The sequence below is a fragment of the Quadrisphaera sp. DVD1 genome, assembly GCF_058932755.1.
On the sequence record NZ_JBZYWI010000033.1, the window covers coordinates 1 to 26560 of the forward strand.

General features: G+C 75.8%; 27 protein-coding genes. 14 read left to right on the forward strand and 13 right to left on the reverse strand.

The genetic code is table 11. From position 1 onward, the window contains the following. The 7 genes from AC5FZL_RS05815 to AC5FZL_RS05845 form a co-directional block, all read left to right on the forward strand. Window positions 1-497, forward strand: a 497-nt coding sequence (locus AC5FZL_RS05815; protein WP_493617625.1) for an ABC transporter ATP-binding protein, incomplete at its 5' end; no start/stop codon positions are given. Beyond that, the gene (locus AC5FZL_RS05820) at window positions 494-1294 is read left to right on the forward strand and encodes an energy-coupling factor transporter transmembrane component T family protein (RefSeq protein WP_493617626.1); all 801 of its coding nucleotides are present in this window, start codon (window positions 494-496) and stop codon (window positions 1292-1294) included. The genes AC5FZL_RS05815 and AC5FZL_RS05820, both read left to right, overlap by 4 nt. A 120-nt stretch (window positions 1295-1414) precedes the next feature. Further along, the gene (locus AC5FZL_RS05825) at window positions 1415-2086 is read left to right on the forward strand and encodes a GNAT family N-acetyltransferase (protein WP_493617627.1); all 672 of its coding nucleotides are present in this window, start codon (window positions 1415-1417) and stop codon (window positions 2084-2086) included. A 138-nt stretch (window positions 2087-2224) separates the two neighbouring features. Next, window positions 2225-4105 carry a molecular chaperone DnaK gene (gene dnaK, locus AC5FZL_RS05830; RefSeq protein WP_493617628.1) on the forward strand — a complete coding sequence of 627 codons (1881 nt, stop codon included), beginning with the start codon at window positions 2225-2227 and terminating at the stop codon, window positions 4103-4105. Continuing rightward, a complete protein-coding gene (gene grpE, locus AC5FZL_RS05835; RefSeq protein WP_493617629.1) occupies window positions 4102-4698 on the forward strand; it encodes a nucleotide exchange factor GrpE in 597 nt (198 codons plus the stop codon). Before dnaK ends, grpE begins: the two co-directional genes overlap by 4 nt. Window positions 4699-4807: 109 nt before the next feature. Then, a complete protein-coding gene (locus tag AC5FZL_RS05840) occupies window positions 4808-5839 on the forward strand; it encodes a DnaJ C-terminal domain-containing protein (RefSeq protein ID WP_493617630.1) in 1032 nt (343 codons plus the stop codon). Window positions 5840-5876: 37 nt separating this feature from the next. Next, on the forward strand, window positions 5877-6332 hold the full coding sequence (locus AC5FZL_RS05845; RefSeq protein ID WP_493617631.1) for a heat shock protein transcriptional repressor HspR: 456 nt from the start codon (window positions 5877-5879) through the stop codon (window positions 6330-6332). A gap of 109 nt (window positions 6333-6441) precedes the next feature. Here the strand turns inward: AC5FZL_RS05845 and AC5FZL_RS05850 are convergent, their stop codons facing one another. After that, window positions 6442-6756 (reverse strand): hypothetical protein, encoded by a 315-nt coding sequence (locus AC5FZL_RS05850; RefSeq protein ID WP_493617632.1) that lies wholly within the window; start codon window positions 6754-6756, stop codon window positions 6442-6444. Between the two features lie 46 nt (window positions 6757-6802). Between AC5FZL_RS05850 and gnd the strand changes: the two genes are divergently transcribed. Then, a complete protein-coding gene (gene gnd / locus AC5FZL_RS05855; protein WP_493617633.1) occupies window positions 6803-8287 on the forward strand; it encodes an NADP-dependent phosphogluconate dehydrogenase in 1485 nt (494 codons plus the stop codon). Between the two features lie 136 nt (window positions 8288-8423). On the opposite strand, the gene AC5FZL_RS05860 is transcribed toward gnd, so the two are convergent. Beyond that, a complete protein-coding gene (locus AC5FZL_RS05860) occupies window positions 8424-9206 on the reverse strand; it encodes a GNAT family N-acetyltransferase (RefSeq protein ID WP_493617634.1) in 783 nt (260 codons plus the stop codon). A 197-nt stretch (window positions 9207-9403) separates the two neighbouring features. Here AC5FZL_RS05860 and clpB point away from each other — a divergent pair, with 197 nt between their 5' ends. Both clpB and AC5FZL_RS05870 read left to right on the forward strand, forming a co-directional pair. Then, window positions 9404-12061, forward strand: a complete 2658-nt coding sequence (gene clpB, locus AC5FZL_RS05865) for an ATP-dependent chaperone ClpB (RefSeq protein ID WP_493617635.1) — start codon at window positions 9404-9406, stop codon at window positions 12059-12061. A 152-nt stretch (window positions 12062-12213) separates the two neighbouring features. After that, window positions 12214-13110, forward strand: coding sequence for an SDR family oxidoreductase (locus AC5FZL_RS05870; RefSeq protein ID WP_493617636.1), 897 nt, complete (start codon window positions 12214-12216; stop codon window positions 13108-13110). A 72-nt stretch (window positions 13111-13182) separates the two neighbouring features. Here the strand turns inward: AC5FZL_RS05870 and AC5FZL_RS05875 are convergent, their stop codons facing one another. The 3 genes from AC5FZL_RS05875 to AC5FZL_RS05885 all read right to left on the reverse strand — a co-directional run bounded on the left by AC5FZL_RS05875 (window position 13183) and on the right by AC5FZL_RS05885 (window position 15490). Then, window positions 13183-13665, reverse strand: a complete 483-nt coding sequence (locus AC5FZL_RS05875) for a hypothetical protein (protein ID WP_493617637.1) — start codon at window positions 13663-13665, stop codon at window positions 13183-13185. A gap of 79 nt (window positions 13666-13744) precedes the next feature. Continuing rightward, complete coding sequence (locus AC5FZL_RS05880) at window positions 13745-14686, reverse strand: alpha/beta fold hydrolase (RefSeq protein ID WP_493617638.1); 942 nt, start codon at window positions 14684-14686, stop codon at window positions 13745-13747. A 3-nt stretch (window positions 14687-14689) separates the two neighbouring features. Further along, the gene (locus tag AC5FZL_RS05885; RefSeq protein WP_493617639.1) at window positions 14690-15490 is read right to left on the reverse strand and encodes an exodeoxyribonuclease III; all 801 of its coding nucleotides are present in this window, start codon (window positions 15488-15490) and stop codon (window positions 14690-14692) included. Window positions 15491-15520: 30 nt separating this feature from the next. Between AC5FZL_RS05885 and AC5FZL_RS05890 the strand changes: the two genes are divergently transcribed. Then, complete coding sequence (locus tag AC5FZL_RS05890; RefSeq protein WP_493617640.1) at window positions 15521-16333, forward strand: SDR family NAD(P)-dependent oxidoreductase; 813 nt, start codon at window positions 15521-15523, stop codon at window positions 16331-16333. Here the strand turns inward: AC5FZL_RS05890 and AC5FZL_RS05895 are convergent. Then, window positions 16302-17633 carry a multidrug effflux MFS transporter gene (locus tag AC5FZL_RS05895; RefSeq protein WP_493617641.1) on the reverse strand — a complete coding sequence of 444 codons (1332 nt, stop codon included), beginning with the start codon at window positions 17631-17633 and terminating at the stop codon, window positions 16302-16304. The two genes, AC5FZL_RS05890 and AC5FZL_RS05895, sit on opposite strands and share 32 nt — an antisense overlap. Window positions 17634-17777: 144 nt before the next feature. Here AC5FZL_RS05895 and AC5FZL_RS05900 point away from each other — a divergent pair, with 144 nt between their 5' ends. The 3 genes from AC5FZL_RS05900 to pyrE are packed head-to-tail and all read left to right on the forward strand — an operon-like array spanning window position 17778 to window position 21190. Then, window positions 17778-18371, forward strand: coding sequence for a TetR/AcrR family transcriptional regulator (locus AC5FZL_RS05900; protein WP_493617642.1), 594 nt, complete (start codon window positions 17778-17780; stop codon window positions 18369-18371). Between the two features lie 10 nt (window positions 18372-18381). Next, entirely contained in the window at window positions 18382-20589 is a 2208-nt protein-coding gene (locus tag AC5FZL_RS05905; RefSeq protein ID WP_493617643.1) for an MMPL family transporter, read from the forward strand. Window positions 20590-20599: 10 nt separating this feature from the next. Continuing rightward, window positions 20600-21190 (forward strand): orotate phosphoribosyltransferase, encoded by a 591-nt coding sequence (gene pyrE, locus AC5FZL_RS05910; protein WP_493617644.1) that lies wholly within the window; start codon window positions 20600-20602, stop codon window positions 21188-21190. Window positions 21191-21193: 3 nt separating this feature from the next. On the opposite strand, the gene AC5FZL_RS05915 is transcribed toward pyrE, so the two are convergent. The 7 genes from AC5FZL_RS05915 to AC5FZL_RS05945 form a co-directional block, all read right to left on the reverse strand. After that, window positions 21194-21397, reverse strand: a complete 204-nt coding sequence (locus tag AC5FZL_RS05915; protein WP_493617645.1) for a hypothetical protein — start codon at window positions 21395-21397, stop codon at window positions 21194-21196. Between the two features lie 59 nt (window positions 21398-21456). Then, on the reverse strand, window positions 21457-21972 hold the full coding sequence (locus AC5FZL_RS05920) for a hypothetical protein (protein WP_493617646.1): 516 nt from the start codon (window positions 21970-21972) through the stop codon (window positions 21457-21459). Between the two features lie 53 nt (window positions 21973-22025). Beyond that, the gene (locus AC5FZL_RS05925; protein ID WP_493617647.1) at window positions 22026-23213 is read right to left on the reverse strand and encodes an ABC transporter permease; all 1188 of its coding nucleotides are present in this window, start codon (window positions 23211-23213) and stop codon (window positions 22026-22028) included. After that, the gene (locus tag AC5FZL_RS05930; protein WP_493617648.1) at window positions 23210-23944 is read right to left on the reverse strand and encodes an ABC transporter ATP-binding protein; all 735 of its coding nucleotides are present in this window, start codon (window positions 23942-23944) and stop codon (window positions 23210-23212) included. Before AC5FZL_RS05930 ends, AC5FZL_RS05925 begins: the two co-directional genes overlap by 4 nt. Beyond that, the gene (locus tag AC5FZL_RS05935; RefSeq protein ID WP_493617649.1) at window positions 23941-24963 is read right to left on the reverse strand and encodes an efflux RND transporter periplasmic adaptor subunit; all 1023 of its coding nucleotides are present in this window, start codon (window positions 24961-24963) and stop codon (window positions 23941-23943) included. Before AC5FZL_RS05935 ends, AC5FZL_RS05930 begins: the two co-directional genes overlap by 4 nt. A 65-nt stretch (window positions 24964-25028) precedes the next feature. Then, window positions 25029-25658, reverse strand: a complete 630-nt coding sequence (locus tag AC5FZL_RS05940; RefSeq protein ID WP_493617650.1) for a DedA family protein — start codon at window positions 25656-25658, stop codon at window positions 25029-25031. Window positions 25659-25697: 39 nt separating this feature from the next. Continuing rightward, on the reverse strand, window positions 25698-26477 hold the full coding sequence (locus AC5FZL_RS05945; protein ID WP_493617651.1) for an HAD-IIA family hydrolase: 780 nt from the start codon (window positions 26475-26477) through the stop codon (window positions 25698-25700). Between the last annotated feature and the right edge of the window lie 83 nt (window positions 26478-26560).

Here is a 26560-nt window from a genome sequence, read left to right on the forward strand (position 1 = left end):
CGGCCGCGCAGCCGGTGCGGTGGCGCCCGCGCGAGCTGGTGGCGCGGATCGGCTCGGTCTTCCAGGACCCTCGCCACCAGTTCGTGGCCGCCACCGTCGCCGACGAGCTCGCCGTCGGGCCCCTGCGCCTGGCGCTGCCCGAGGCGGAGGTGGCCGCGCGCGTGGCCAGCCTCCTGGAGCGGCTGCGCCTGAGGCACCTCGCCCAGGCCAACCCCTTCACCCTCTCCGGCGGCGAGCAGCGGCGGCTGTCCGTGGCCACCGCGCTCGCGACCCGCCCGGCGCTGCTCGTCCTCGACGAGCCGACGTTCGGCCAGGACGCCCGCACCTGGGCGGAGGTCGTCGCCCTGCTCGCCGAGCTGCGCGCCGAGGGCACGGCCGTCGTGGCCGCCACCCACGACGAGGAGCTCGCGGCGGCCCTGGCCGACGAGGTGTGGGCGGTCGGCGCGGGCGGCGTCGGCGTCCACCCGGTCGCGGCCGGGCGAGGGGCGGGCGGATGAGCCTCGCCCTGCTCGACGTCGGCGCTGTGCGGCCGACCGTCCTCGCCTGCGCGAACCCGGTCGCCAAGCTCGCCGTGGCGTCGGTGCTCTCCCTCGTGCTGCTGCTCACCGTCGACCCCGTCACCGCCGGCACCGCCCTCGTGCTCGAGCTCGCGGTGCTGCCCTGGTGCGGCCTGTCGGCCCGGGCGCTGGGGCGGCGCCTGGGCCTCGTGCTCGTCGGCGCCGTGCCGACGGCCGTGGTCACCGCCTGGCTCGGCCCCGACAGCGGCGCCCTCGTGCTCGGCGTCGGACCGCTGAGCGTCACCACCGGCTCGCTGGAGTCCGCCGCTGCGATCGGCCTGAGGATCCTGGCCGTCGCGCTGCCCGGCGTGGTGCTCATGGCCACCACCGACCCGACCGACCTCGGCGACGCCCTGGCCCAGGTGCTGCACCTGCCGCCCCGCTTCGTGCTGGCGGCCGTGGCCGCCGTCCGGCTGCTTGAGGTGCTGGCGCAGGAGTGGTCGCAGCTCGGCCTCGCCCGCCGCGCTCGCGGGCTCGGTGACGACGGGCTGCTCGGGCGCGCCCGCCAGGGCGCCGGGCAGGTCTTCGCCCTCCTCGTCCTGGCCGTCCGCCGGGCCACGGTCCTGGCCACGGCGATGGAGGCCCGGGGGTTCGGCGCCGGCACGAGCCGCACGTGGGCGCGGCCCAGCCGGATGCGCGCCAGCGACTGGGGCGTCGTCGCAGGAGGGGTGCTCGTGGCGGCCGCGGCGACCGCGGCGGGGCTGGCCGCCGGCACGTGGACCCTCCTGCTGGGGTGACTCCGGCCGGGCGCCGGGCGCCGGCCCGGAGCAGCGACCCGTCGGTCACCGTCCGTCACGACACACGGACGACACACGGGCGGAACAGTTCGCGTCGGCACCCGTCGCAGGCTCGCTCCCGTGAGCGCACAGACCCTGCCGCTGCGAGGCCGCACCCCCCGGGCCGTCGTCCCCTCCGTCCTGCCCGTCCCGCGCCGGGGCAGCACGGCTCCAGTGGAGCTCGGCGGCTCCGCGGAGGCGCTGCTGGACCAGCCGTGGTCGCTGTTCGCCCGCGGCGCCGAGCTGACCGTGCGCTCGGCGCGCCCCACGGACCTTCCGGCGATGGCGGCCCTGCTCGTGCGCTGCAGCCCGACCACCCGCCTCGGCTGGTGCGGGCGCGGCGGCACGGTGATCCCGCTCGTGCAGCAGGACGCCTGGCTGCGCCGCCCGGGCAGCGTCGTCGTCGAGCTCGCGCCGAACCGGCTGGTCGCCCTCGGCGCGCTGCGCCCGGCCACCTGCACCGGCGAGGAGGACCCGATCGCCGGGGCGGTGGAGGTGCTCGTGCACGACGCGTGGCAGCGCCAGGGCATCGGCGGAGCCCTGGTGCGCCACTTCGCCGCCGCCCTGCAGGTGCACGGGCGCAGCGAGCTGCAGGTCGCCCTGGACGCCGACCGCGAGGCCGCCGAGGCGCTGCTCGCCACCCTGGGGGGCCGGGTGCGCGCCCAGCGCCACGCCCACGGCCGCTGCCCCCGGGTGCACGTGCCCCGCACGGCCATGGAGGGCCTGGGCCAGCTCGCCGAGCTCGGCCGCTGAGCCGCGCGCGCAGGGAACACGGGGAGGCTCCCGAAGGTTGAGCACAGCAGGCTCAAGTCCACGCCGCCGAAGTTGACACGACGGCGCTCACGTGGAGGATTGAGCCGCTAGGACTCAACACAGGGAGTGAGGACCACCATGGCCCGTGCCGTCGGGATCGACCTGGGCACGACGAACTCCGTCGTGGCCGTGCTGGAGGGCGGGGAGCCCACCGTCATCGCCAACGCCGAGGGCGGGCGCACCACGCCCTCCGTCGTCGCCTTCGCCAAGTCCGGTGAGCCGCTGGTCGGCGAGATCGCCAAGCGCCAGGCGGTGACCAACGTCGAGCGCACCATCACCTCGGTCAAGCGCCACATGGGCACCAGCTGGACCACGACCATCGACGACAAGGCGTACACCGCGCAGGAGATCTCCGCGCGCGTGCTGCAGAAGCTCAAGCGCGACGCCGAGGAGTACCTCGGCGAGCCGGTGACCGACGCCGTCATCACCGTGCCGGCGTACTTCAACGACGCGCAGCGCACCGCGACGAAGGAGGCCGGCGAGATCGCGGGCCTCAACGTCCTGCGGATCATCAACGAGCCCACCGCGGCGGCCCTGGCCTACGGCCTGGACAAGGGCAAGGAGGACGAGCTCATCCTCGTCTTCGACCTCGGCGGCGGCACGTTCGACGTGTCCCTCCTCGAGGTCGGCAAGGACGCCGAGGACGGCTTCTCCACCATCCAGGTGCGCGCCACGAGCGGCGACAACCACCTCGGCGGTGACGACTGGGACGCCGCGATCGTCGACTGGCTGGTCAAGCAGGTCAAGAACAGCTCCGGCGTCGACCTGTCCAAGGACAAGATCGCCATGCAGCGCCTGCGCGAGGGCGCGGAGCAGGCCAAGAAGGAGCTGTCGTCCGCGACCAGCACCTCGATCAGCCTGCAGTACCTGTCGATGACCGAGAACGGCCCCGTCCACCTGGACGAGAAGCTGACCCGGGCCCAGTTCGAGGACATGACCCGCTCGCTGCTCGAGCGCACCAAGGCGCCGTTCCAGCAGGTCATCCGCGACGCCGACGTCCAGCTCTCCGACATCGACCACGTCGTCCTGGTCGGCGGCTCCACCCGCATGCCGGCCGTCGGGGACGTCGTCCGCGAGCTCACCGGCGGGCGCGAGCCCAACCGCGGCGTGAACCCCGACGAGGTCGTGGCCGTGGGCGCCGCCCTGCAGGCCGGCGTCCTCAAGGGCGAGCGCAAGGACGTCCTGCTCATCGACGTCACGCCCCTGAGCCTCGGCATCGAGACCAAGGGCGGGATCATGACCAAGCTCATCGAGCGCAACACGGCCATCCCGACCAAGCGCAGCGAGGTCTTCACCACGGCTGACGACAACCAGCCGAGCGTGCTCATCCAGGTCTACCAGGGCGAGCGCCAGCTGGTGCGCGACAACAAGCCGCTGGGCACCTTCGACCTGACCGGCATCGCCCCCGCCCCGCGCGGCGTGCCGCAGATCGAGGTCACCTTCGACATCGACGCGAACGGCATCGTCCACGTGTCGGCGAAGGACCGCGGCACCGGCAAGGAGCAGCGGATGACCATCTCGGGCGGCAGCGCGCTGTCCAAGGAGGACATCGAGCGGATGGTCAGGGACGCCGAGGCGCACGCCGAGGAGGACCGCCGCCGCCGCGAGGAGGCCGAGACCCGCAACTCCGCCGAGCAGCTCGTCTACTCCACGGAGAAGTTCCTCACCGACAACACCGACAAGCTCCCCGAGGACGGCGTGGCCACGGTCCGCACCGCGATCGCCGAGCTGCGCACGGCGCTGGAGGGCGACGACATCGCCGCCGTCCAGGCCAAGCAGGAGGCGCTCGCCACGGCCAGCCAGGAGCTCGGCTCGGCGCTGTACGCGCAGGGCGAGGGCGCTGGTGACGCCGGTGCGGCCGGTGCCGGTGCGGGTGCCGGTGCGGGTGCCGGTGCTGCCGGCGGCGCGCAGGACGACGTCGTGGACGCCGAGGTCGTGGACGAGGACGACCGCAAGTGAGCCAGAGCGACGAGACCGCCCAGGTCCCGGGAGCCGGTGCGTCCGACACGGGCGCGCCGGCGGCCCCGGCCCCCGTGCCGGACGCCGTCCCGCAGGCGCCCTCCTCGACCCCCGAGGAGGACGTCGAGGCGCTCGAGGAGCAGGGCGTCGCGGACATCACGGAGGAGCTGTCGGCCGCGCTGACGATCGCCGAGGAGCGCCTCGGCGACCTGCAGCGGCTGCAGGCGGAGTACGTCAACTACCGCCGGCGGGTCGACCGCGACCGCGACGTCGCCCGTGACAGCGCCGTCTCCAGCGTGCTGGAGGCCCTGCTGCCCGTGCTCGACGACGTGCACCTCGCGCGCCAGCACGGCGACCTCACCGACGGCCCGTTCGCGGCCATCACCGACAAGCTCGAGGCGGTCCTCGGCCGTCTGGGGCTGGAGCGCTACGGCGAGGACGGCGAGGAGTTCGACCCCGCCGTCCACGAGGCGCTCATGCACAGCTCAGGCGACGTGGCGGTCACCACGGTGACCACCGTGCTGCAGCCGGGCTACCGGGTCGGCGGGCGCGTGCTGCGCCCGGCGCGGGTCGCGGTCACCAGCCCCGCCTGACCCACCCACCGCACTTCTGCCCAGAAGTGCTGTTCCACCGCCGCCCTGTCCCGCACTTCTGCGAAGAAGTGCGGGACAGGGGCGGTCACAGCGTGTGAGAGGACCACCCGTGGCAGGCCAGGACTGGATCGAGAAGGACTTCTACGCCGCTCTCGGCGTCGACAAGGACGCCTCGGCTGCCGACCTCAAGAAGGCCTACCGCAAGCTCGCGCGCACCCTGCACCCCGACGCCAACCCCGGCGACGCCGCCGCGGAGGCGCGGTTCAAGGAGGTCGGCGAGGCCTACGCGGTGCTCTCCGACCCCGAGCAGCGCGAGCAGTACGACGCCGTGCGCGCCATGGCCACCGGCCGCGCCCGGTTCACCGCCGCAGGCCAGGGCCCCGGCGGCGGGGGCGGCTTCGACGACCTGCTCGGCGGGCTCTTCGGCGGCGCCGGCCGCGGGGGCCCGGCGGGCGGGCGCGTGCGCTACCAGACCTCCGGGCCCGCGGGCGGCCCGGACCTCGAGGACCTGCTCAGCATGTTCCAGGGCAGCGGCGCCGGCGGGCCGGGCGCCGGCCCCGCCGGCTTCCGCGCCCCGCAGCGCGGCGCGGACCTCGAGGCGGAGGCGACGCTGCCCTTCGCCGAGGCGGTCGGCGGCACCACCGTCTCGCTGCGCGTGGAGGGCCGCACGGTCACCGCCCGCATCCCGGCCGGCGTCCGCGACGGCCAGAAGATCCGCCTGCGCGGCCAGGGCCGGCCGGGCCCGCGCCCCGACGCCGCGGGCGACCTCATGGTCACGGTCCACGTGGAACCCCACCCGGTCTTCACCCGCGACGGCGACGACCTGCGCGTGACGCTGCCGGTCACCTTCGCCGAGGCCGCCCTGGGCGGCGAGGTCGAGGCGCCCACCCTGGACGGCTCCACCGTGCGCCTGCGGATCGCCCCCGGCACCCCCTCGGGGCGCACGCTGCGCGTCAAGGGCCGCGGCGTGCGGGTGGGGGAGCGCACCGGCGACCTGCTGGTGACCACCCAGGTCGTCGTCCCCCAGCGGCTCGACGCCGATGCGCGCGCAGCGGTGGAGGCCTTCCGCGAGGCCACCGCCGACGGCGACCCGCGCTCCGGGCTCCTGGCGAGCGCCCGCGCGGCGGCGCCGCGGTCCTGAGGTCGAGCGTTCCCGACGAGGTCGGAAGGAAGCGGTGATGAGCACCGAGGCGAGCCCTGGCGTCGCTCCCGACGCACCGGTCTTCGTGATCTCCGTGGCGGCCGAGCTGGCCGGCATGCACCCCCAGACGCTGCGCCAGTACGACCGGCTCGGCCTGGTCTCGCCCTCGCGCGCGACCGGGCGGGGGCGCCGCTACTCCGCGCGCGACGTCGTCCTGCTGCGCGAGGTGCAGCGCCTGTCCCAGGAGGAGGGCGTCAACCTCGCGGGCATCAAGCGCATCCTCGAGCTCGAGGGCGAGAACGACCGCCTGCGGGGGAAGGTGCGCGAGCTGACCGACGAGCTGTCCTCGGCGCTGGCCGCGCTCCAGCGCTCGCGCCGGGTCTTCGCCGCGACCCCCTCGGGCGACGTGGTCGCCGTCGAGCGCGGACGCCGTCCGGTGCGCTCGGCGTTCGGCGCGGGCAGCGCCCTGGTCGTCTGGCGCCCGCAGCGCTGAGGGTCACCGGGCGGCGCAGACGAGGTGTCAGAACCAGGGCGCGCCCGGGACCGCTCTGGTTCTGACAGCGGCCACGGGCCAGCGACGTCGCCGCTGCGGCGCCCCCCGGCTACCGCGGTGCCTGGGCCTCGCGGACCAGCCGGACGGCGTCCGCGAGGCCCAGGCGGGGGTCGGCGCCGCGCAGGGCGCGCACGGCCTGCACCTCGCCCGGGTGCCCGCTCGTCACGGTGCGGACGCGCTCGAGCGGCCACTCCGCCGTGACGTCCGCGCTGGTGCGGCGGCGGCGGACGTCGCGGGCGAGGACCAGCGCGAGGACGACCATGAGGCCGCCCGTGAGCCAGTCGCCCTCGACCAGGGAGATGGTCCCGAGCACCAGGCACAGCGCAGCGGTGACGAGCACGAACCAGGTCCACCAGCGCTGCACGCCCCGCAGTCTGGCGCACGGGCGCCGCGGCGACCAGGATCGCCGCATGGCTGACGCTGCTCAGGACACCGCCCGCGCCGACATCGGGGTCACGGGGCTGGCGGTGATGGGCCGCAACCTCGCGCGCAACTTCGCCCGGCACGGCCACACCGTGGCCCTGCACAACCGCACCGCCTCCCGCGCCGCGGAGCTCGTGCGCGACTACGGCTCCGAGGGCGACTTCATCGCCTCGACCGACCTCCCGGGCTTCGTGGCCTCGCTCGCCAAGCCGCGCCGCGTGGTGATCATGGTCAAGGCCGGTGCCGCGACCGACGCCGTGATCCAGGAGCTCGTGCCGCTGCTGGAGGAGGGCGACATCGTCGTCGACGCCGGCAACGCCCACTTCGAGGACACCCGCCGCCGCGAGCGCGAGCTGCGCGAGCACGGCCTGCACTTCGTCGGCACCGGCGTCTCCGGCGGCGAGGAGGGCGCGCTGCTCGGCCCGAGCATCATGCCGGGCGGGTCGGAGGAGTCCTACGCCGCGCTGGGGCCGATCCTGGAGTCGATCGCGGTCGAGGTCGACGGCACGCCGTGCTGCACGTGGGTCGGCACGGACGGCGCCGGCCACTTCGTGAAGATGGTCCACAACGGCATCGAGTACGCCGACATGCAGCTCATCGGCGAGGCCTACGACCTCCTGCGGCAGGGGCTGGGGATGAGCCCGGCCGAGCTCGCGGAGGTCTTCGAGGAGTGGAACGCCGGAGACCTGGAGTCCTTCCTCATCGAAATCACCGCCCGGGTGCTGGCCAAGACCGACGAGGAGACGGGGAAGCCGCTCGTCGACCTCATCGTCGACCAGACCGAGCAGAAGGGCACCGGCCGCTGGACCGTGCAGGCCGCGCTCGACCTCGGCGTGCCGGTCACGGGCATCGCCGAGGCCGTCTTCGCGCGCTCGCTCTCCGGGGCCGCCGACCAGCGCCGCGCGGCGCAGGCGCTGCCCGGGCCGTCCGGGAAGGTCGAGGGCGCGGACGCCGAGCGGTTCGTCGACGACGTCCGCGCGGCGCTGTACGCCTCGAAGGTCGTCGCCTACGCGCAGGGCTTCGACATGATCGCCGCCGCCAGCGAGCAGTACGGCTGGAACGTCGACAAGGGCCAGATGGCGACGATCTGGCGGGGCGGGTGCATCATCCGGGCGCGCTTCCTCAACCGCATCAAGGAGGCGTACGACAAGGACGCCGCGCTGCCGTCGCTGCTGCTCGACGAGTACTTCACCGAGGCCGTGGCCTCCGCGCAGGACGCCTGGCGGCGCGTGGTGGTGACCGCCGCGACGATCGGCGTCCCGGCGCCGGGGTTCTCCAGCGCCCTCGCGTACTACGACGCGCTGCGGCGCGACCGGCTGCCGGCGTCCCTGCTCCAGGGCCTGCGCGACCTCTTCGGCGCGCACACCTACGCCCGCGTCGACCGCGCGGGCACGTTCCACACGATGTGGGGCGAGGACGGCCGCGAGGTGCGCCAGGACACCCAGGACCTCGGCTCGCACAACCCGCACTGATCCCCGCGGTCGCCGCCGGGCCCCGCTCGGCACGGGGCGCCCCTGCGCCCTCCAGACGGGCACGGGGCCGCCCCGTGCGCACCAGGAGCGGGTGCAGATCCGCCCACTGGCCGGCGAGCTCCGCCGCCCGCCCGGCTCAGCGCCGCCAGTGGAACGGCGTCGTCGTGGAGACCCTCACCAGCCCGGACCGCTCGAGGATCGGCCGGGAGTGCTCGGTGGAGTCGCTGTGCACGAGCGCCTTCCCGCGGGCGAGCGCCGAACGGGCGCGGGCGGCGGTGAGCGCGCGGTAGACGCCCCGCCCGCGCCACTCCGCCCGCGTCGCGCCGCCCCAGAGGCCGGCGAAGTCGCTCCCGGCGACCGGCTCCAGGCGGCCCGTGCTGACGATGCGCCCCCCGGCCTCGGCGACCCACAGCTCCATCCCGTCGTCGAGGGCGAGGCGGCGCAGCAGGGCGTCGGCCATCCGCGTCGACGCGGGGTCGCCGAAGGCCTCGTCGGCCATCGCGCTCAGAGCGCGGACGTCGGCCTCCTCGGTGACCCGGCGCAGCGCGACGCCGCGGGGGAGCGGCACGTCGACGGCCAGCGACATCGCGGCGCCGACCATGATCGACTCCGGGGCGTCGGGGGTGAGGCCGGCCGCGCGCAGCGCCTCGGGGAGCCCGGGGGCGTGGTCGTGACCGCGCGTCTTCCACTCGACGCGGGTGGTGGCGGGATCGGCGCGGAAGTGCTCCAGCGCCGGGGCGACGAGGCCCGCCAGGTCATCGTCCACGCCCGGGCGCGGGTAGGTGACGAAGCCGCGCCCGCCGGCGAAGGTCACCAGCCGCAGCGGCCCGAGGCGCGTGACCGAGACGGCGCTGGGCGTCTCGGCGTCGGTGCGCAGCTGCGCGTCGTAGGCGTCGAGCAGCTCTGCGGGGTCCGTCACGGCGTCATCGTGGCCCAGGCGTGCTGCGCACGGGGCGCCCCTGTGCCCGTCTGACGGGCACAGGAACGCCCCGCGCGCAGCAGGAGCGGGTGCAGATCCGCCCACAGGACGCGGGGAACAGAGCCGTGCCGCAGGGAGTTGAGTGCAGTAGGCTCAAGTCAGCCTCACCACGCACGCAGCACGACCCGGAGGTCCCGTTGGAGCTCAAGCTCACCACCAAGAGCCAGGAGGCGCTGGCCTCCGCCGCCGCCCGCGCCGTCGAGGCCGGGCACGCCCAGGTCGAGCCGGCGCACCTGCTCGCCGCCCTGCTCGAGCAGGACGGCGTCGCGACCGCGCTGCTGGCCGCGACCGGCGCCGACGTCGCCACCGTGCGCGAGCGCACCCGCGCCGCGCTGGCGGCCCTGCCCTCGGCGTCCGGCTCCTCCGTCGCCGCGCCCCAGCTGAGCCGCGCGGCGCTCGACGCGCTGACCACCGCGCGCAAGGAGTCCGAGGCGCACGGCGACGCGTTCGTCTCCGCCGACCACGTCCTCGTCGGCCTCGCCTCGGGCACCGGCCCGGCGGCGACGCTGCTGCAGGGCGCCGGGGCGACCCGCGAGGCGCTCCTGGCGAAGCTGGCCGACGTCCGCGGCGGCGCCCAGGTCACCACCGCCGACCCCGAGGGCACGTTCCAGGCGCTGGAGAAGTACGGCGTCGACCTCACCGCCCGGGCCCGCGAGGGCAGGATCGACCCCGTGATCGGCCGCGACGCCGAGATCCGCCGGGTCGTGCAGGTGCTGAGCCGGCGCACGAAGAACAACCCCGTCCTCATCGGCGAGCCCGGCGTCGGCAAGACCGCCGTCGTCGAGGGCCTGGCCCAGCGCATCGTCGCCGGTGACGTCCCGGAGTCCCTGCGGGGCAAGCGCCTCATCAGCCTCGACCTCGGCGCGATGCTCGCCGGCGCGAAGTACCGCGGCGAGTTCGAGGAGCGGCTCAAGGCCGTCCTCGACGAGATCCGCGGCGCCGAGGGCGAGGTCGTCACCTTCATCGACGAGCTGCACACCGTCGTCGGGGCGGGCGCCAGCGGCAGCGACTCCTCCCTCGACGCCGGCAACATGCTCAAGCCGATGCTGGCCCGCGGCGAGCTGCGCCTGGTCGGCGCCACGACGCTGACCGAGTACCGCGAGAAGATCGAGAAGGACGCCGCCCTCGAGCGCCGCTTCCAGCAGGTCTTCGTCGGCGAGCCGAGCGTCGAGGACACCATCGCGATCCTGCGCGGCCTCAACGAGCGCTACGAGGCGCACCACGGCGTCCAGATCACCGACGCCGCGCTCGTGGCCGCCGCGACGCTGTCCGACCGCTACATCTCCGGCCGCCAGCTGCCCGACAAGGCCATCGACCTCGTCGACGAGGCCGCCTCCCGCCTGCGGATGGAGATCGACTCCTCCCCGGTCGAGATCGACGAGCTCCGCCGCGCCGTCGACCGGCTCAAGATGGAGGAGCTGGCGCTGCAGAAGGCCGACGACCCGGCGTCCGCCGAGCGCCTGGAGCGGCTGCGCGCCGACCTGGCCGACCGCACCGAGGCCCTCGCCGCCCTCACCGCGCGCTGGGAGCAGCAGCAGGCGGGCCTCAACCGGGTCGGCCAGCTCAAGGCGACCCTCGACGAGCTGCGCGGCCAGGCCGAGCGGCTGCAGCGCGAGGGCGACCTCGCCCGGGCCAGCGAGATCCTCTACGGCCGCATCCCGGGCGTCGAGCGCGAGCTGGCCGAGGCGCAGGCCGCCGAGGACCGCGAGGGCGCCGGCGCCGACGAGGAGCTCATGGTCTCCGAGCGGGTCGGCCCCGACGACATCGCCGGCGTGGTCGCCGCCTGGACCGGCATCCCGGTCGGGCGCCTCCTGGAGGGCGAGACGGCCAAGCTCCTGCGCATGGAGGAGGTCATCGGCGAGCGCCTGGTCGGCCAGCGCGAGGCCGTGCGCGCGGTGAGCGACGCCGTCCGGCGCTCGCGGGCCGGGATCGCCGACCCCGACCGCCCGACCGGCTCGTTCCTCTTCCTCGGCCCCACCGGCGTCGGCAAGACGGAGCTGGCCAAGGCGCTCGCGGACTTCCTCTTCGACGACGAGCGCGCGATGGTCCGCATCGACATGAGCGAGTACGGGGAGAAGCACTCCGTGGCCCGCCTCGTCGGCGCGCCCCCGGGGTACGTCGGGTACGAGTCCGGCGGCCAGCTCACCGAGGCCGTGCGGCGGCGCCCGTACAGCGTCGTGCTGCTCGACGAGGTGGAGAAGGCGCACCCGGAGGTCTTCGACGTCCTGCTCCAGGTGCTCGACGACGGGCGCCTGACCGACGGCCAGGGCCGCACGGTCGACTTCCGCAGCACCATCCTCGTGCTGACCTCCAACCTCGGGTCGCAGTTCCTCGTCGACCCGACGCTCGATCCCGCGGCCAAGCGGTCGGCGGTGATGGACGCCGTCCGGATGGCGTTCAAGCCGGAGTTCCTCAACCGGCTGGACGACGTCGTGGTCTTCGACGCCCTGGGCGTGGAGGAGCTCAGCCGGATCGTCGACCTCCACGTGGCCGCGCTGGCCCGCCGCCTGGGCGAGCGCCGGCTGCAGCTGCGGGTCACCGACGCCGCCCGCGAGTGGCTGGCGCTGGAGGGCTTCGACCCGGCCTACGGCGCCCGGCCGCTGCGCCGCCTCGTGCAGCGCCAGATCGGCGACTCCCTCGCCCGGTCGCTGCTGGCCGGGGAGGTCCGCGACGGCGACGCCGTCGTCGTCGACCGGGTCGTCGCCGACGACGGGACGGTCGGGCTGACCGTCCGGCGCGCGGACGCCGAGGACAGCGGCGCGGGCCCCGAGGCCCGCGCGGCCATCACCGCCTGACGCAGCGCCCCGCCTGCGCCGTCCCGACCGGGGACGTCCAGCCGTGCGATCACCTCCGATCCGCGCGGCTGGGCGTCCCCGGTCGGCGCTGCGGGCCCGCTCGGCGCGAGACGATCAGCGTGAGGCGGGTCACACGTGGGTAGGTCAGGGGCATGAGCGGAGACCAGACCACGCCCCAGGACCCCACCACCCAGCACGTCCAGCCCGACGCGCTGCCGGAGGAGACCATCGCCCACCCGGGCCTCGAGTCCGACATGAGCCTCGAGCCCGACTACGGCGAGTCGAGCTACCGCGGCAGCGGCCGGCTCGAGGGCAAGCGCGCCCTGATCACCGGAGGCGACTCCGGCATCGGCCGCGCGGTCGCGCTGGCGTACGCCCGCGAGGGCGCCGACGTGGCCATCGTCTACCTGCCCGAGGAGGAGTCCGACGCGCAGGAGACCAAGCGCGTCGTGGAGGCCTCGGGCAAGAAGTGCCTCACCCTGCCCGGCGACCTCCGCGAGGAGCCCTTCTGCCAGGAGGTCGTGCAGCGCACGGTCTCCGAGCTCGGCGGGCTCGACGTCCTGGTCAGCAACGCCGCGTACCAGATGACGGTCGAGGGCCTCGAGGACCTCACCACCGAGCAGCTCATGCGCACGTTCACCACGAACGTCTTCGCGACGTTCTGGCTCTGCAAGGCGGCCCTGCCGCAGCTGCAGCCCGGTTCGAGCATCATCGTCACGACGTCGATCCAGGCCTACCAGCCGTCGCCGTCGCTCATCGACTACGCCGCCACCAAGGGCGCGCTGCTCAACTTCACCAAGGCGCTGGCCCAGGAGGTCGCGCCCAAGGGCATCCGGGTCAACACCGTCGCTCCCGGCCCGATCTGGACGCCCCTCATCCCGGCCACGATGCCGGCGGAGAAGGTGGGCAGCTTCGGGGGCGACACCCCGATCGGCCGCGCGGGCCAGCCGGTCGAGCTGTCCCCGGCCTACGTGTTCCTGGCCTCGCAGGAGTCCAGCTACATCACCGGCGAGCGGATCGCCGTCACCGGCGGCATGCCGACCCCCTGACCGGCTCCGGACGCGAACAGGGGATCCCGCCCACCCGGGCGGGATCCCCTGTCCACGTGGTGCTGGGGGAGGTCAGACCGTCGGGTAGCCGGGGTCGGCCACGGTCTGGCGGGGGGCGCCGCCGGCGTTGAAGAACGCGCTGGACTCCTTGCGCCACAGCAGCACGACGATGGCGATGTAGATGACCAGCGAGACCAGGGCCACGACGATCTCCAGGCCCGAGCCGCCGAAGCTGAGCAGGCTGCCCAGGGCGCCGAGGACGGACAGGACCGTCACGACGATCCGGGCCCAGTTGCGCCCGCGGGCGGTGAACCGGGCGAACAGCAGCCACAGCACGAGGCTGATGACGGCGACCACGACGGCGAAGACGATGCCGGCGGTCACCGCGGCGTCGGCGTCGACGCCCGACGTCCGAGCGCTCTCGCGGATGGCGTCGAGGCCGGTGGTCAGGGTGACGATGAGGCTGATCACGCTCAGGGCCGCGAGGGCGTACATGAGCTTGACGGCCAGCGAGACGGGGGGCGGAGGGGTGTGCGTGGTGGCGGGAGACGTCATGGCTCCAGCGTGGCGCACATCACAGCCCGTGCACAGGCGCCACACGGGGTGAGGGCGACGCCGTTGTGTCACCGATCGGTCACGGTGCGAGCAGGGCCCCGAGCGCCTCGGCGACGACGTCGGGCCGCTCGACGAGCAGCATGTGCCCCGCACCGGGCACGACGGACAGCTCCGCGTCGGGCAGCGCGGCCGCGAGGGCCTCGGCGTGCAGGCGCGGGGTGAGCCGGTCGGCGTCGCCCACGAGCACCCGCACCGGGACGCCGGACGCGGCGAGGGCCGGCAGGGCCGCCGTCTCGTCGTGGGCCATGAGGGCGGCGAACCACTCACCGGTGCTGCGCCCGGAGACCGGGCCCATCGCCCGGCTGGTGGCGGTGACCAGCGCGGGGTCCACCCCGGGGCCGTAGTTGGTGCGCTGGGTCAGCAGCCGCGGGGCGCGCGGCACGCTCAGCCCCTCGGGCAGCCGGGCCAGCGCCGCCATCAGGGGCACGAGCGGACGCCCGGCCGCCGACAGGCCACCGGCGGACGTGCTGCACAGCAGCACCCCGCGCGTGCGGGGCCCGAGCAGGTCGCCGTGGCGCCCGGCGGCGGACAGCACGGCCATCCCGCCCATCGAGTGCCCGCCCAGCACGAGCGGCCCGCGCGGGGCCAGCACCCGCACGACGGTGGCCAGGTCGTCGCCGAGGCGGCCGATGGACGCCGCGTCGTCGCGGGGCCCAGCGGAGGACGAGGAGCCGGAGGCCCCGTGCCCGCGCTGGTCGTAGCGCACCACCCTCACCCCGGGGTGGGCCCGGGTGAGCTCGTCGACGGCGCGGTCCCAGGCCGCGGCGGCGAGGGTCCAGCCGTGCGCCAGCACCACGCTCACCGGGTCCGGCCCCGCCGCGGACGCGGCCGGCTCGCGCACCCAGGCAGCCAGCCGGACGCCGTCCTCGGCCTCCACCCAGCGGTCCGGCGAGCGGGGGGCGGCGCGCGGCACCCGCACCCGGCGGGGCACCCGCAGCGACCGGGGACGCAGGCGGCTCACGGCTCAGCGCAGCTCGACGACCACCGGCGCGTGGTCGGAGGCGCCCTTGCCCTTGCGCTCCTCGCGGTCGATGGAGGCGCCCTCCACCCGCGCGGCCAGCGCCGGTGAGCACAGCGCGAAGTCGATCCGCATGCCCTGGCGCTTGGGGAAGCGCAGCTGGGTGTAGTCCCAGTAGGTGTAGACGCCCGGGCCGGGGGCGTGCGGGCGGACGACGTCGGCGTACCCGGCGTCGACGACGGCCTGGAAGGCGGCGCGCTCGGGCGGCGAGACGTGCGTGGACTGCGCGAAGACGGCGGGGTCCCACACGTCCTCGTCGGTGGGCGCCACGTTCCAGTCCCCGCACAGCGCCACCTGCGCGTCGGGGTCGGCGGCCAGCCACCCCGCGCCGGCCTCGCGCAGCGCGGCGAGCCACTCGAGCTTGTAGGCCAGGTGCGGGTCGCCGAGGGCCCGGCCGTTCGGCACGTACAGGCTCCACACCCGCACGCCGCCGCACGTGGCGCCGATCGCCCTCGCCTCCGCGGCGGCCTCCTCCTCGGGCCTGCTCGACCACGCCGGCTGGCCGGGGAAGCCCACCGCGACGTCGTCCAGCCCCACCCGGGAGATCACGGCGACGCCGTTCCACTGGCTCAGCCCGACGTGCGCCACCTCGTACCCCAGCTCGGTGAAGCGCTCGGTGGGGAACTGCGCGTCGCGGCACTTCGTCTCCTGCACCGCCAGGACGTCGACGTCGCTGCGGGCCAGCCAGGCGGTCACCCGGTCGAGGCGGGCCCGGACGGAGTTCACGTTCCACGTCGCCAGTCGCACGCGGTCGACGCTAGTGCCTACCGTGAGCGGGTGCCTGAGAGCAGAACGCCCACCGCGCTCGTCACCGGCGCCACCGCCGGGATCGGGCTCGCCTTCGCCCGGGCGCTCGCCGCGCGCGGCCACGACCTCGTGCTCGTCGCCCGCGACGCCCAGCGCCTCGAGGACGCCGCCGCGGACCTGCGCGAGCGCCACGGCACCGGTGTGGAGGTCCTCGCCGCCGACCTGGCCGACCGCGCGCAGCTGCAGCGGGTGGCCGACCGGGTGGCCTCGCCGAGCGCGCCGGTCGACCTGCTCGTCAACAACGCCGGCTTCGGGCTGCGCCGCGGCCTCCTGGACGCCGGCGCCGACGGCACCGGCAGCACCGCCGAGCAGGAGCGGATGCTCGACGTCCTGTGCCGGGCGGTGCTCGTGCTCAGCGCCGCGGCGGCGCCGGCGATGGTCGCGCGCGGGCACGGCGCCGTCCTCAACGTCTCCAGCGTCGCGGGCTGGACGGCGATGGGCGGCTACGCGGCGGCCAAGGCGTGGGTGACGACGTTCACCGAGGGCCTCGCCGGCGAGCTGCGAGGCACCGGCGTGGTCGCCACGGCGCTGTGCCCCGGCTTCGTGCGCACCGAGTTCCACCAGCGGGCCGCGATGGACGTCTCCCGGTGGCCCGGCCTGCTGTGGCTGGACGCCGACGAGCTCGTCGAGCAGGCGCTGCGCGACCTGCGGCGCGGGAGGGTGGTGAGCGTGCCCAGCCGCCGCTACGCCGTGCTGTCGGTGCTGCTGCGCGCCGCGCCCCGGCCGCTGGTCCGCGCGGCCTCGAGCGGCTTCAGTCGGCGACGAGGTGCGGCAGCTCGCTGACCTCGGCGTCGTCGCGCAGGTCGAGGTCGTCCGCCGGGAGGGCGGAGCCGTCGTCCAGCGCCGGCGGCGGGGTGCGCAGCGCGGGCCGGGCGATGAGGACGAAGGCGGCCAGGGCCGCCACCATCCCGGCGACCATCACCGCGCCCATGCCCGTGGCCGGGGGCAGGCCGACGAGGCTGCTCACCGGCGCGGCCATCGAGGCGATCGCGAACTGGGCGCACCCGAGCAGCGCCGCCGCGGTCCCGGCCGCCTCGCCGTGGCGGTCCAGCGCCAGCACGGCCGGGTTCGGCATGGCCAGCCCGATGAAGAACATCGACGCGTACAGCGGCGCGAGGACGCCGCCCAGGCCCAGCCAGCCGGTGGCGATGGTGAGCAGCAGCGCGGCCGCCGCGGCGGTCCCGGCGGCCAGGGCGGTGAGCAGCAGCCCCTCGGAGGAGAAGCGGTTCACCAGCGAGCCGTTGATCTGCGACCCGGCGACGATGGCCACCCCGCCCCCGGCGAAGACGAGCGCGAAGCCGAGCTGGCTCAGGCCGTACTGCTCCTGGAAGACGAACGAGGACCCGGCCACGTAGCCGAACAGCGCGGCCATCGCCAGGCCCGCCACGAGCACCAGCCCGAGCACCGCGCGGTCGCGCAGGAGCCCGGCGTAGGCCGCCGCGCTGGCCCGCACGCCCGCGCGGCGGCGGCGGTGCACCGGCAGGGTCTCGGGCATCCAGACCGCCACCGCGAGGCCGAGCACCAGGGCCAGGAAGGCCAGGACGCCGAAGATGCCGCGCCAGCTGGTCACCGAGAGCAGGGCGCTGCCGATGCTGGGGGCGAAGACCGGAGCGGCGCCGATGACGAGCATCAGCCGCGCGACGAGGCGGGCGGCGCCGCGGCCCTCGAAGCGGTCGCGCACGACGGCCAGGGCGATGACGGACGCCGCCGCCATGCCGAGCCCCTGCAGCACCCGCAGCAGCCCGAGCACGCCCACGGACGGGGCGACGGTGCACAGGACCGAGGCGACCAGGTGCAGGGCCAGCCCGGCCAGGAGCGGGCGGCGGCGGCCGAACGCGTCGGACAGCGGGCCGGCCACCAGCTGGCCCACGGCCAGGCCGGCCATCGTGCCGGTCAGGGTGAGCTGGACCCGGCTGGCGGAGGCGCCGAGCTCCTCCTGGAGCGCCGGGAAGGCCGGCAGGTACAGGTCGATCGTGAACGCCCCGATGGCGTTCAGTGCCCCCAGCAGCACGATCCAGCCGGTGCGGCGGCGCAGGGGGAGGGCGGTGAAGTCGCGCTCGGTGGCGACGGCGGGACTGGTCATGGGCCTCTTCGGGTACGGGCGGACCCAGCGGCGTCGGTGGGGAAGGTCTCCATCATCCCCCGAGACGGGTGCCTGGGCGACCGTTGTACCGTGACGACCCGAGATGGACCGCTGCGGTCCGTCCTGGTTCAGGGGGGACCGACCGTGCTGCGCCCCAGCCGCGAGCAGATCGACACCGGCATCGTCGACGCCGCGGCCGCGATGTTCGCCGAGCACGGCTACGAGCGGACGTCCCTGCGCGAGATCGCCGACGCCGTCGGCTACTCCAAGACGGGGCTGCTGCACCGCGTGCGGTCGAAGGAGGCGCTGCGCGACACCGTCGCGGAGCGCTGCGTGGCGGCCGTGCGCGAGGTCCTGCTCCACGTCGAGCCGCTCCCCGCCGGGCCGTCGCGCGACGCCGCCGCCATCGAGGCGCTCGCCGACCTCGCCGCCAGCGCCCCGGGCCGGCTCAGCCTCGCCCTCGCCCACGACGGCGGCCTCACCGGCACGCCCGCGGGCGAGGTGCTCGCCCAGGTGCCCGGGCTGCTCTGCCGCTGCTTCGCGATCGACCTCCCCGCCGACGGCGGGCCCGAGGCTCCTGCCGCGCTCGAGCGCCGGGTGCGCGTGACGGCGGCCCTGGCCGTCGTCGGCACGCTCACGCTCGCCTTCCCCTCCACCCCGCAGCACCTGCTGCGCCCGCACCTGGTCGCCCTCGCCCTCGGGGCGCTGGGGCGTCCTGCGGCACCCGCCGCCCCCTGAGAGGACACCTGTGGCGATCTTCCTGTACCGGCTGGGCCGGGCCTGCTACCGCCTGCGCTGGGCGGTGGTGGCGCTCTGGCTCGTCGTGCTCGTCGCCGTCGGCGGGTCGGCCGTGGCCTTCTCCAAGCCGACCGTGGACTCCTTCTCCATCCCCGGCCTGGAGTCCACCGACGCGCTGTCCACGGTCGAGCGCGAGTTCGGCGCGGCCGGCGGGGACGACGCCACGGCGCGCGTCGTCTTCGAGGTGCCCGAGGGCACCGAGGTGACCGACCCCGAGCAGGCGGCCGCGATCGCCGCCGTGGTCGCGGAGCTGGGCGACCTGCCGCAGGTGGAGTCGGTCACCGACCCGTTCGACCAGGCGGCGCCGAGCGTCGCCCCGGACCTGCGGGCCGCCTACGCCACCGTCACCTACGGCGTGAGCCCGGGCGACATGACCGCCGACGCCCGCGCGCAGCTGCTGGGCACCGTCGCGGACGCCGGGGCGGACGCCGGCAGCGGCGGCCTCGACACCGCGGTGGGGGGCACCGCCGTGGAGGACGCCGCCGACATCGGCGGCGTCGCCGAGGCGGCCGGCGTCCTGGTCGCCGTCGTGGTGCTGTTCATCACCTTCGGCACCCTCGTCGCCGCGGGGCTGAACCTGCTCACCGCCCTCATCGGCGTGGGGCTCGGCGCGGCCGGCATCACCGCGGCGACGGCCCTCACCGAGCTGCAGTCGACCACCTCGATCCTGGCGATCATGCTCGGCCTGGCGGTCGGCATCGACTACGGGCTCTTCCTCCTCTCCCGGCTGCGCCAGGAGCTCGTCGCCGGGCGCGACCTGCCCGAGGCGATCGGCGTGGCCACCGGCACCGCCGGCAGCGCGGTGGTCACCGCGGGCCTGACGGTGGTGATCGCCCTCGCCGGCCTGGCGGTGGTGGGCATCCCGTTCCTGACCGAGATGGGCCTGGCGGCCGCCGCCACGGTCGCCGTGGCGGTCCTGGTCGCCCTCACCCTGCTGCCGGCCCTCGCCTCCTTCGTCGGCCGGCGACTCCTCAGCCGGGGCCAGCGGCGCACGCTCGAGCACCACGGCGAGCACGCCCGCCGCAGCGACCGGGGCTTCCTGATCGGCTGGGCCCGCACCGTCACCTCCCACCGCGTCCTGAGCCTGCTCGCCGTCGTCGTCGTGCTCGGGGTCGCCTCGGTGCCGCTGACCTCCCTGCGCACCGCCCTCACCGACGAGAGCAGCGCCGCGGAGGGCTCGAACCCGCGCCGCGCCTACGACCTGGTGGCCGAGCACTTCGGCGCCGGCGTCAACGGCCCGCTGCTCGTCGTCGTCGAGCCCGAGGGGTCGACCGACGCCGCCACCGGCGCCGGCCGGGTCAGCGAGGCGATCGCCGGGCTGGACGACGTCGCTGCGGCCCTGCCCCCCCAGCCCGCGCCCGACGGCAGCGTCGCGCTGGTCACCGTCATCCCGGCCAGCGGCCCGACCACGGACGCCACGAACGACCTCGTCCACGACATCCGCGCGCTGGACGTCGAGGGCGCCTCCCTCGCCGTGACCGGCCAGACGGCGGTCGACGTCGACGTCTCCCAGCGGCTCAACGAGGCCCTGCCGGTCTACCTGCTGCTCGTCGTCGGCCTGGCGCTGGTGCTGCTGGTCCTGGTCTTCCGCTCGGTGCTCGTGCCGCTGACCGCGGTGCTGGGCTTCCTGCTCACCGTCGGCGCCTCCCTGGGCAGCACGATCGCCGTCTTCCAGTGGGGCTGGCTGCGGCAGCTGGTCAACTCCGAGACCACCGGGCCGCTGCTGAGCCTCACGCCGATCCTCGTGGTGGGCATCCTCTTCGGCCTGGCGATGGACTACCAGATCTTCCTCGTCAGCCGGATGCACGAGGCCCACTCCCACGGCGTGGAGGCCCGGGCGGCCGTCGTCACCGGCTTCCGCAAGGCCGCCCCGGTGGTGGTGGCCGCCGCGACGATCATGCTGTCGGTGTTCGGCGGCTTCGTGCCCGAGGGCAACGCCACCATCAAGCCCATCGCGTTCGCCCTGGCGATCGGGGTGCTGGCCGACGCCTTCCTGGTCCGCATGATCGCGATCCCCGCGGTGCTCGCCCTGCTCGGCAGCTCGGCGTGGTGGCTGCCGCGCTGGCTGCGGTGGCTGCCCGAGCTCGACGTCGAGGGCCGCCAGCTCGAGGAGCGGCTCTCGCCCGCGCCGGTGCCGCAGACGGCGGCGGCTCACTAGGCTCGTCCCCGTGACCACCACGGGGACCACGACCGAGACCACGACGGCGCGCGAGCGCCTGCTGCAGCTCATCGGCGACCTGGCGGTCGTGCACGGCCGGGTGCTGCTCTCGAGCGGGCGCACGGCCGACTACTACGTCGACCTGCGGCGGGTCACCCTCCACGCGGAGGCCGCCCCCCTCGTGGGCGAGGTGCTGCTCGACGTCCTGGCCGACGCCGGCCTGACCGGGGACGCCGCGCCCCAGGCGGTGGGCGGGCTGACCATGGGCGCCGACCCGGTGGCCGCGGCGGTGCTCCACGCGGCGGCCGCGCGGGGGCAGGCGATCGACGCCTTCGTCGTGCGCAAGGAGGCCAAGGCCCACGGCCTCCAGCGCCGCGTCGAGGGCCCCGACGTCGCCGGGCGCCGCGTGGTCGCGCTGGAGGACACCTCCACGACGGGCGGCTCGGTGATGACCGCCGTCGACGCGCTGCGCGCGGCGGGGGCCGACGTGGTGGCCGTCGCGGTCATCCTCGACCGCGACACGGGCGCCCGCGAGCGCGTGGAGTCCGAGGGCCTGCCCTACCTGGCGGCCTTCACCAAGTCCGACCTCGGCCTGGCCTGACCCTCAGGCCGGCGGGCGCCGGTCGACGAGCGGGCCGCGGCCGGCGCGGCGCGCGCACACGTCGCACTCGAGGAACCGCACGACCGGGCGCTGGCGCAGGTCGGTGTGGCGCAGGTGCGTCTGCCCCGCGGGGATGACGCCGCGGCAGCTCGCGCAGGTCTGCGGCACCACGGCCACGGTGGCCTGGCTGCGGACCTGCCCCGCCATCGCTCCTCCTCGCCTCGGCGCGCTCCCGGTGGCGCTGGGTGCGCGGGCGCCAGTATCGATCATGCTCGGTGGCCGCCGCAGGCCAGGTCGGCGAAGGCCCCGGCGTCCACCGGCTCGTCGCTGAGGTCGGAGAGCACCTGGCCGGGCTGCAGCGCGGCGAGGTCCGCGGCGGTGAAGCCCACCTGGCGCAGCTCGCTGTTCGCCCCCTCGCCCCCGCTGGCGGACGCGAGGTGCAGGTCCCCGCCCAGGGGCAGCGCGAGCGGGGCGCCCTCCCAGCCCGGTCCCGGGTCGGCGAGGTCGAGCGTGAAGGGCTCCGCGGCGGGGTCCTCGGCGGTCAGGGCCGCGAGCCGCGCGTTCGGGGCCTCCCCGCGGTTCGGGCCGGAGACGTCGACGTGCTCCACCTCGCCGTGGCAGACCTCGGCGACGAGGACGGGCTGGCCGGCGGTCCCGACGGTGACGCCGAGCGCCCCGTTGACGTCGACGTCGGCGCCCGCACCGATGCACCCCGCGGTGGTGAGCACGGCCGCGGCGGCGACGGCGGCTGCGGTGCGGCGCGCGGGGCGCAGGAGGGTCACGGGACCATCCTCGGGGCCCCGCGCGCCGCCCGGCCGCAGGCGCGCCCCGGCGGTCAGTACCGGATGGCGTCGATGACGCGCGAGCGCACGGCGATCGTCGCCGGCACGAGGCCGACCAGGGCGCCGACCGCGGTGGCCGAGGCGAACGCCTCCAGGGCCGCGGCGACGGGGAACGGGGGCACCTCGGAGATGCCGAGGTCGTCGGTGACCAGCTCCAGCGGCAGGTTGACCACGATCGCCACGGCGAGCGCGACGCCGAGCGCGCCGGCCAGCGCGGTGGCGACCACGCTCTCCAGCATGATCGCCGCGAAGACCCGGGCGGAGGAGGCGCCGAGCGCCCGGCGGACGCCGATCTCGCGGATCCGCTGGCGCACGGTGACGATCCCGACGTTGAGCACGCCGAGCGCGCCGAGGCCGAGGGCGAAGAGGGACAGCGCGCGGATGCCCCACTGCACGTAGCCCATGACCCGCAGCACGCCCTCGTCGCTCAGCGGCGTCGCGCCGCCGTCCAGGCCGGAGGCCGCCAGCGCCGCGGGCACCTCGGCCACGAAGGCGTCGACCTCCTCCGGGGGCAGCCAGACCTCCAGCGACGGCGCGGCGCCGTACCCGGCGGCCGCTCCCGGCAGCCGGGCCGGGGCCGACGGCAGCACGAACGCCATGGGGGACCAGGGGTCGGAGTCCACGACGCCGACCACGGTGGCGGTCACCGCGGGGGAGCCGGGCAGCTCCAGCGCGTACGGGGGCACGAGGCCGGAGGTGCCGGTCTGGGCGCGGAACTCCTCGTTGACGACGAGCGCCGGGGAGAGGCGGTCCGCGTCGGAGCCCGCGAGCCAGCGCCCGCTGCTCGGGGTGATGCGGTGGATCACCCCGTAGTCGGCCTCGACGACCCGCAGGCTCGTCACCACCGAGGTCTGCCCGATCCGCACGTCCACCTGCCCGTAGGCCGTCGTGGAGGACCAGGTGATGCCGTACCGGTCCACGAGGTGGGCGTAGGCGGTCTCGACCTGGCCGGGCGCGGGGGCGCCGTCAGGGGAGGAGGCGTCGACCTGGACGGTGGTCGAGCGCCCCGAGGAGCGCTCGCTCGACTCCAGGAAGGCCTGGCGGCCCATGTCGCCGGCGGCCGTGACGATGGTCATCGCGAAGACCGCGAGCAGGACGCCGACCAGGGAGAGGACCACGCGGGCCCGGTGGACGCGCACCTCGCCCCAGGCCTCGAGCAGCGTGCCGACGAGCGCGCTCACGCGGGCGCCCCGGCCGAGCGGTGGGCGGTGACCACGGCCAGGTCGTCGGCGGACAGGGGCGTCAGCAGCCCGTGGTCCAGGCGGTACCGGCGCTGGGCGCGGGCGGCCACGGACAGGTCGTGGGTGATCGTCACGAGCGTGGACCCGGCGGCGGTCGTCACCTCCTCGAGGAGGTCCATCACGGCCGAGCCGGTGTCGACGTCGAGGGAGCCGGTCGGCTCGTCGGCGAGCAGCACGCGGGGGGAGCGCACGAGGCTGCGCGCGATGGCCACCCGCTGCTGCTCCCCGCCCGAGAGCCTCTCGGGCAGCGCGTCGGCGCGGTGGCCGAGGCCGACCCGCTCGAGCGCGGCCCGGGCCAGGCGCCGGCGCTGCCAGAACGCCGTCCCGCTGGAGTACAGCAGCGGCGTCGCGACGTTCTCCGTGGCGCTGCGCCGGGGCAGGAGGTTGAACTGCTGGAAGACGAACCCGAACGTCTGCCCGCGCATCCGGCCGCGCCGGCGGGCCGAGAGGGCGCCGGCGTCCGTGCCGTCGACCCGGTAGGCCCCCGACGTCGGGGCGTCCAGCAGGCCGAGGATGTTGAGCAGCGTCGACTTGCCCGAGCCCGAGCGGCCGACGATCGCCACGTGCTCGCCCTCGGCGACCTCGAGGTCCACGCCGGTGAGGATCGGCAGGACCGAGCCGTCGGGGAGGTCCACCGCGCGTCCGACGCCGTCCAGGTGCAGCAGGCTCACCCGAGGCCCCCCTGGCCCGGCAGCGCCTCGTCGTCGGAGGGCACCGGGGCGAACTCCAGCACCTGCTCGCCCTCGGTGAGGCCCTCGCGCACCTCCACCTGCGCGCCGTCGGTCAGGCCGAGGACCACCTCGCGCTCGGCGGGGACGCCGTCCTCCCCGACCACCCACGCGCTGCCGCGCTCGACCGTTCCCTGCACCGCGGTCACCGGGACGACGACGGCGCCGGTGGCCGAGCCCAGCTCGAGGGTCAGGTCGACGCTCATCCCGGCGAAGACGGTGGTGCCGGGCGGGACCCGGCAGGTGACCTGCGCCGTCGGGGGCGCGGCCGCCATCCCCGTGTAGGGGTCGTAGCTCGGCGCCGACGACGGCTGCTCGCCACCGGCCGGGACGCCGGTGCGCACGTCGGTGCAGTCGAAGGGGGCGGGGCCGCCGGTGGCCTGCGCCCGCGCGCTCGACGGCGGCGCCAGGAGCCGGAACTGCTGGGACTGGGTGAGCGGCGCGGTGACGGACAGGGTGCCGGGGGAGACGGTGGCGACGTCGGTGCCGACGGCCACGTCCTGGTCCTCCAGCACGGCCAGGGAGGTCAGCGTCCCGGCCGCACCGGCCGTGATGGTCACGGTCTTCGTCCGCGGCCTCGCCGGCCGCTCGGTCACGCTGCCGTCGGCGGCGACGACCGGGGGCTGCTCGACCGGCTCGAGGGTCTGCACCACGTCGAGCAGCGGCGTGCCCGCCTCCACGGCCGCGCCGACGCCGGCCCGCACGCGGGAGACGGTGCCCGCGGCGGTGGCCCTCACGGTGGTGGCGGGGTCGGCCGCCACGCTGCCGGTCAGCACCAGGGCGCTGGTGAGGTCGCCGCGCGAGACCGGGACGACCGACCCGCTGGTGCCGCCCGTGGGCTGCAGCGGGTCGGCGCCGCTCCCGCCCCCGCGCCCGAAGGCCAGGACGCACAGCGCGACGGCGATGACGGCCCACACGAGCAGCCGGAGGCCGGGGAACACGACCTGGCGCAGGACTCCCACGGCGACTCCTCCGTCGCTGGGCCCGCGGAGCGGGCGACGAGCCGGACGCTAGCGCACGATGCGCACTAGTGGCGGGGACGTCGTCCGGCGCGTCGCGCGCGCAGGGCCGCCACCGCCGGGCCCACGACGGACAGGGCCACCGCGGTGCCGGCGACCACCAGGGCGGCGTCGCGCACCCACGGGACCGACGCGGCCACGTGGCCGAGCACGATGAGGCCCGAGCCCCACACCAGGGCCCCGGCGAGGGTCGCTGCGGCGAACCGGCCCCGGGGCATGCGCGAGACCCCGGCCAGCACCGGCACGAACGTGCGCGCCCAGGGGATGAAGCGGGCCAGCACGAGGGCCAGCACCCCCCACCGCTCGTAGAAGGCCTCCGCCTTCGCGAGGTGGGCGCGCACCCGGTCGGGGCGCCGCTCCAGCCACGGGCGCCCGAGCCGGCGTCCGGTCCAGTAGCCCAGGGCGTTGCCGGCGCTCGCGGCCACGGCGGTGCCGACGGCCAGCAGCGCGGTCGACACGCCGGAGCCGGGGTGCGCCGCGACGAGCCCGGCGGCGAACAGGACGGTGTCACCGGGCAGCCAGAAGGCGACGAGGATCCCGGACTCGACGAAGACGAGCGACCAGACCGCCGCGTACAGGGCTCCGGCGGTCAGCTGCTCCAGGTCGCCCTCGAGGAGGTGGGTGAGCCAGTCGGGCACGCGGGGTGCGCCTCCTCAGGCCCTGCGGCCGCGCCCGCCTCAGACCAGGTCGACGACGTCGGCGATGGAGTCCACGATCCGGCTGGGCCGGAAGGGGAACCGCTCCACCTCGTCGCGCGCGGTGGAGCCGGTGAGCACGAGCACCGTCTCCAGGCCCGCCTCGATGCCCGCCACGACGTCGGTGTCCATCCGGTCGCCGATCATCACCGTGGACTCGGAGTGGGCGTCGATCCGGTTCAGGGCCGAGCGGAACATCATCGGGTTGGGCTTGCCCACGTAGTACGGCTCGCGGCCGGTGACCCGGGTGATGAGCGCGGCGATCGCGCCGGTCGCCGGCAGCTTGCCCTCCAGCGACGGCCCGGAGGCGTCGGGGTTGGTGGCGATGAACCGCGCCCCGGCCTCGACCAGGCGCACCGCCCGGGTGATCGCCTCGAAGGAGTAGGTGCGGGTCTCGCCGAGCACCACGTAGTCGGGCGAGCTCTCGGTGAGGGTGTAGCCGGCCTCGTGCAGCGCGGTGGTCAGGCCCGCCTCGCCGATCACGTACGCCGAGCCCTGCGGGGCCTGGTCGGCGAGGAACTGCGCCGTGGCCATCGCCGAGGTCCAGATCGCCTCCTCGGGCACGTGCAGGCCCGAGGCGGCCAGGCGCGCGCGCAGGTCGCGCGGGGTGTAGATCGAGTTGTTGGTCAGCACGAGGAAGCGGCGGCCGCGCTCCTGCAGGCGCGCCAGGAACTGCTCCGCGCCGGGGATCGCGTGGCCCTCGTGCACGAGGACGCCGTCCATGTCGGTCAGCCAGGTGACCGGTGCTGCTCGCTCGCTCATCGTCGTGCTCCCGCTCGGCGCCGTCCGGTGCTGGTCCGGTGCTCGTCCGGGCCCGACCGGCAGCGTAGAGGGGCGCCCCGCCC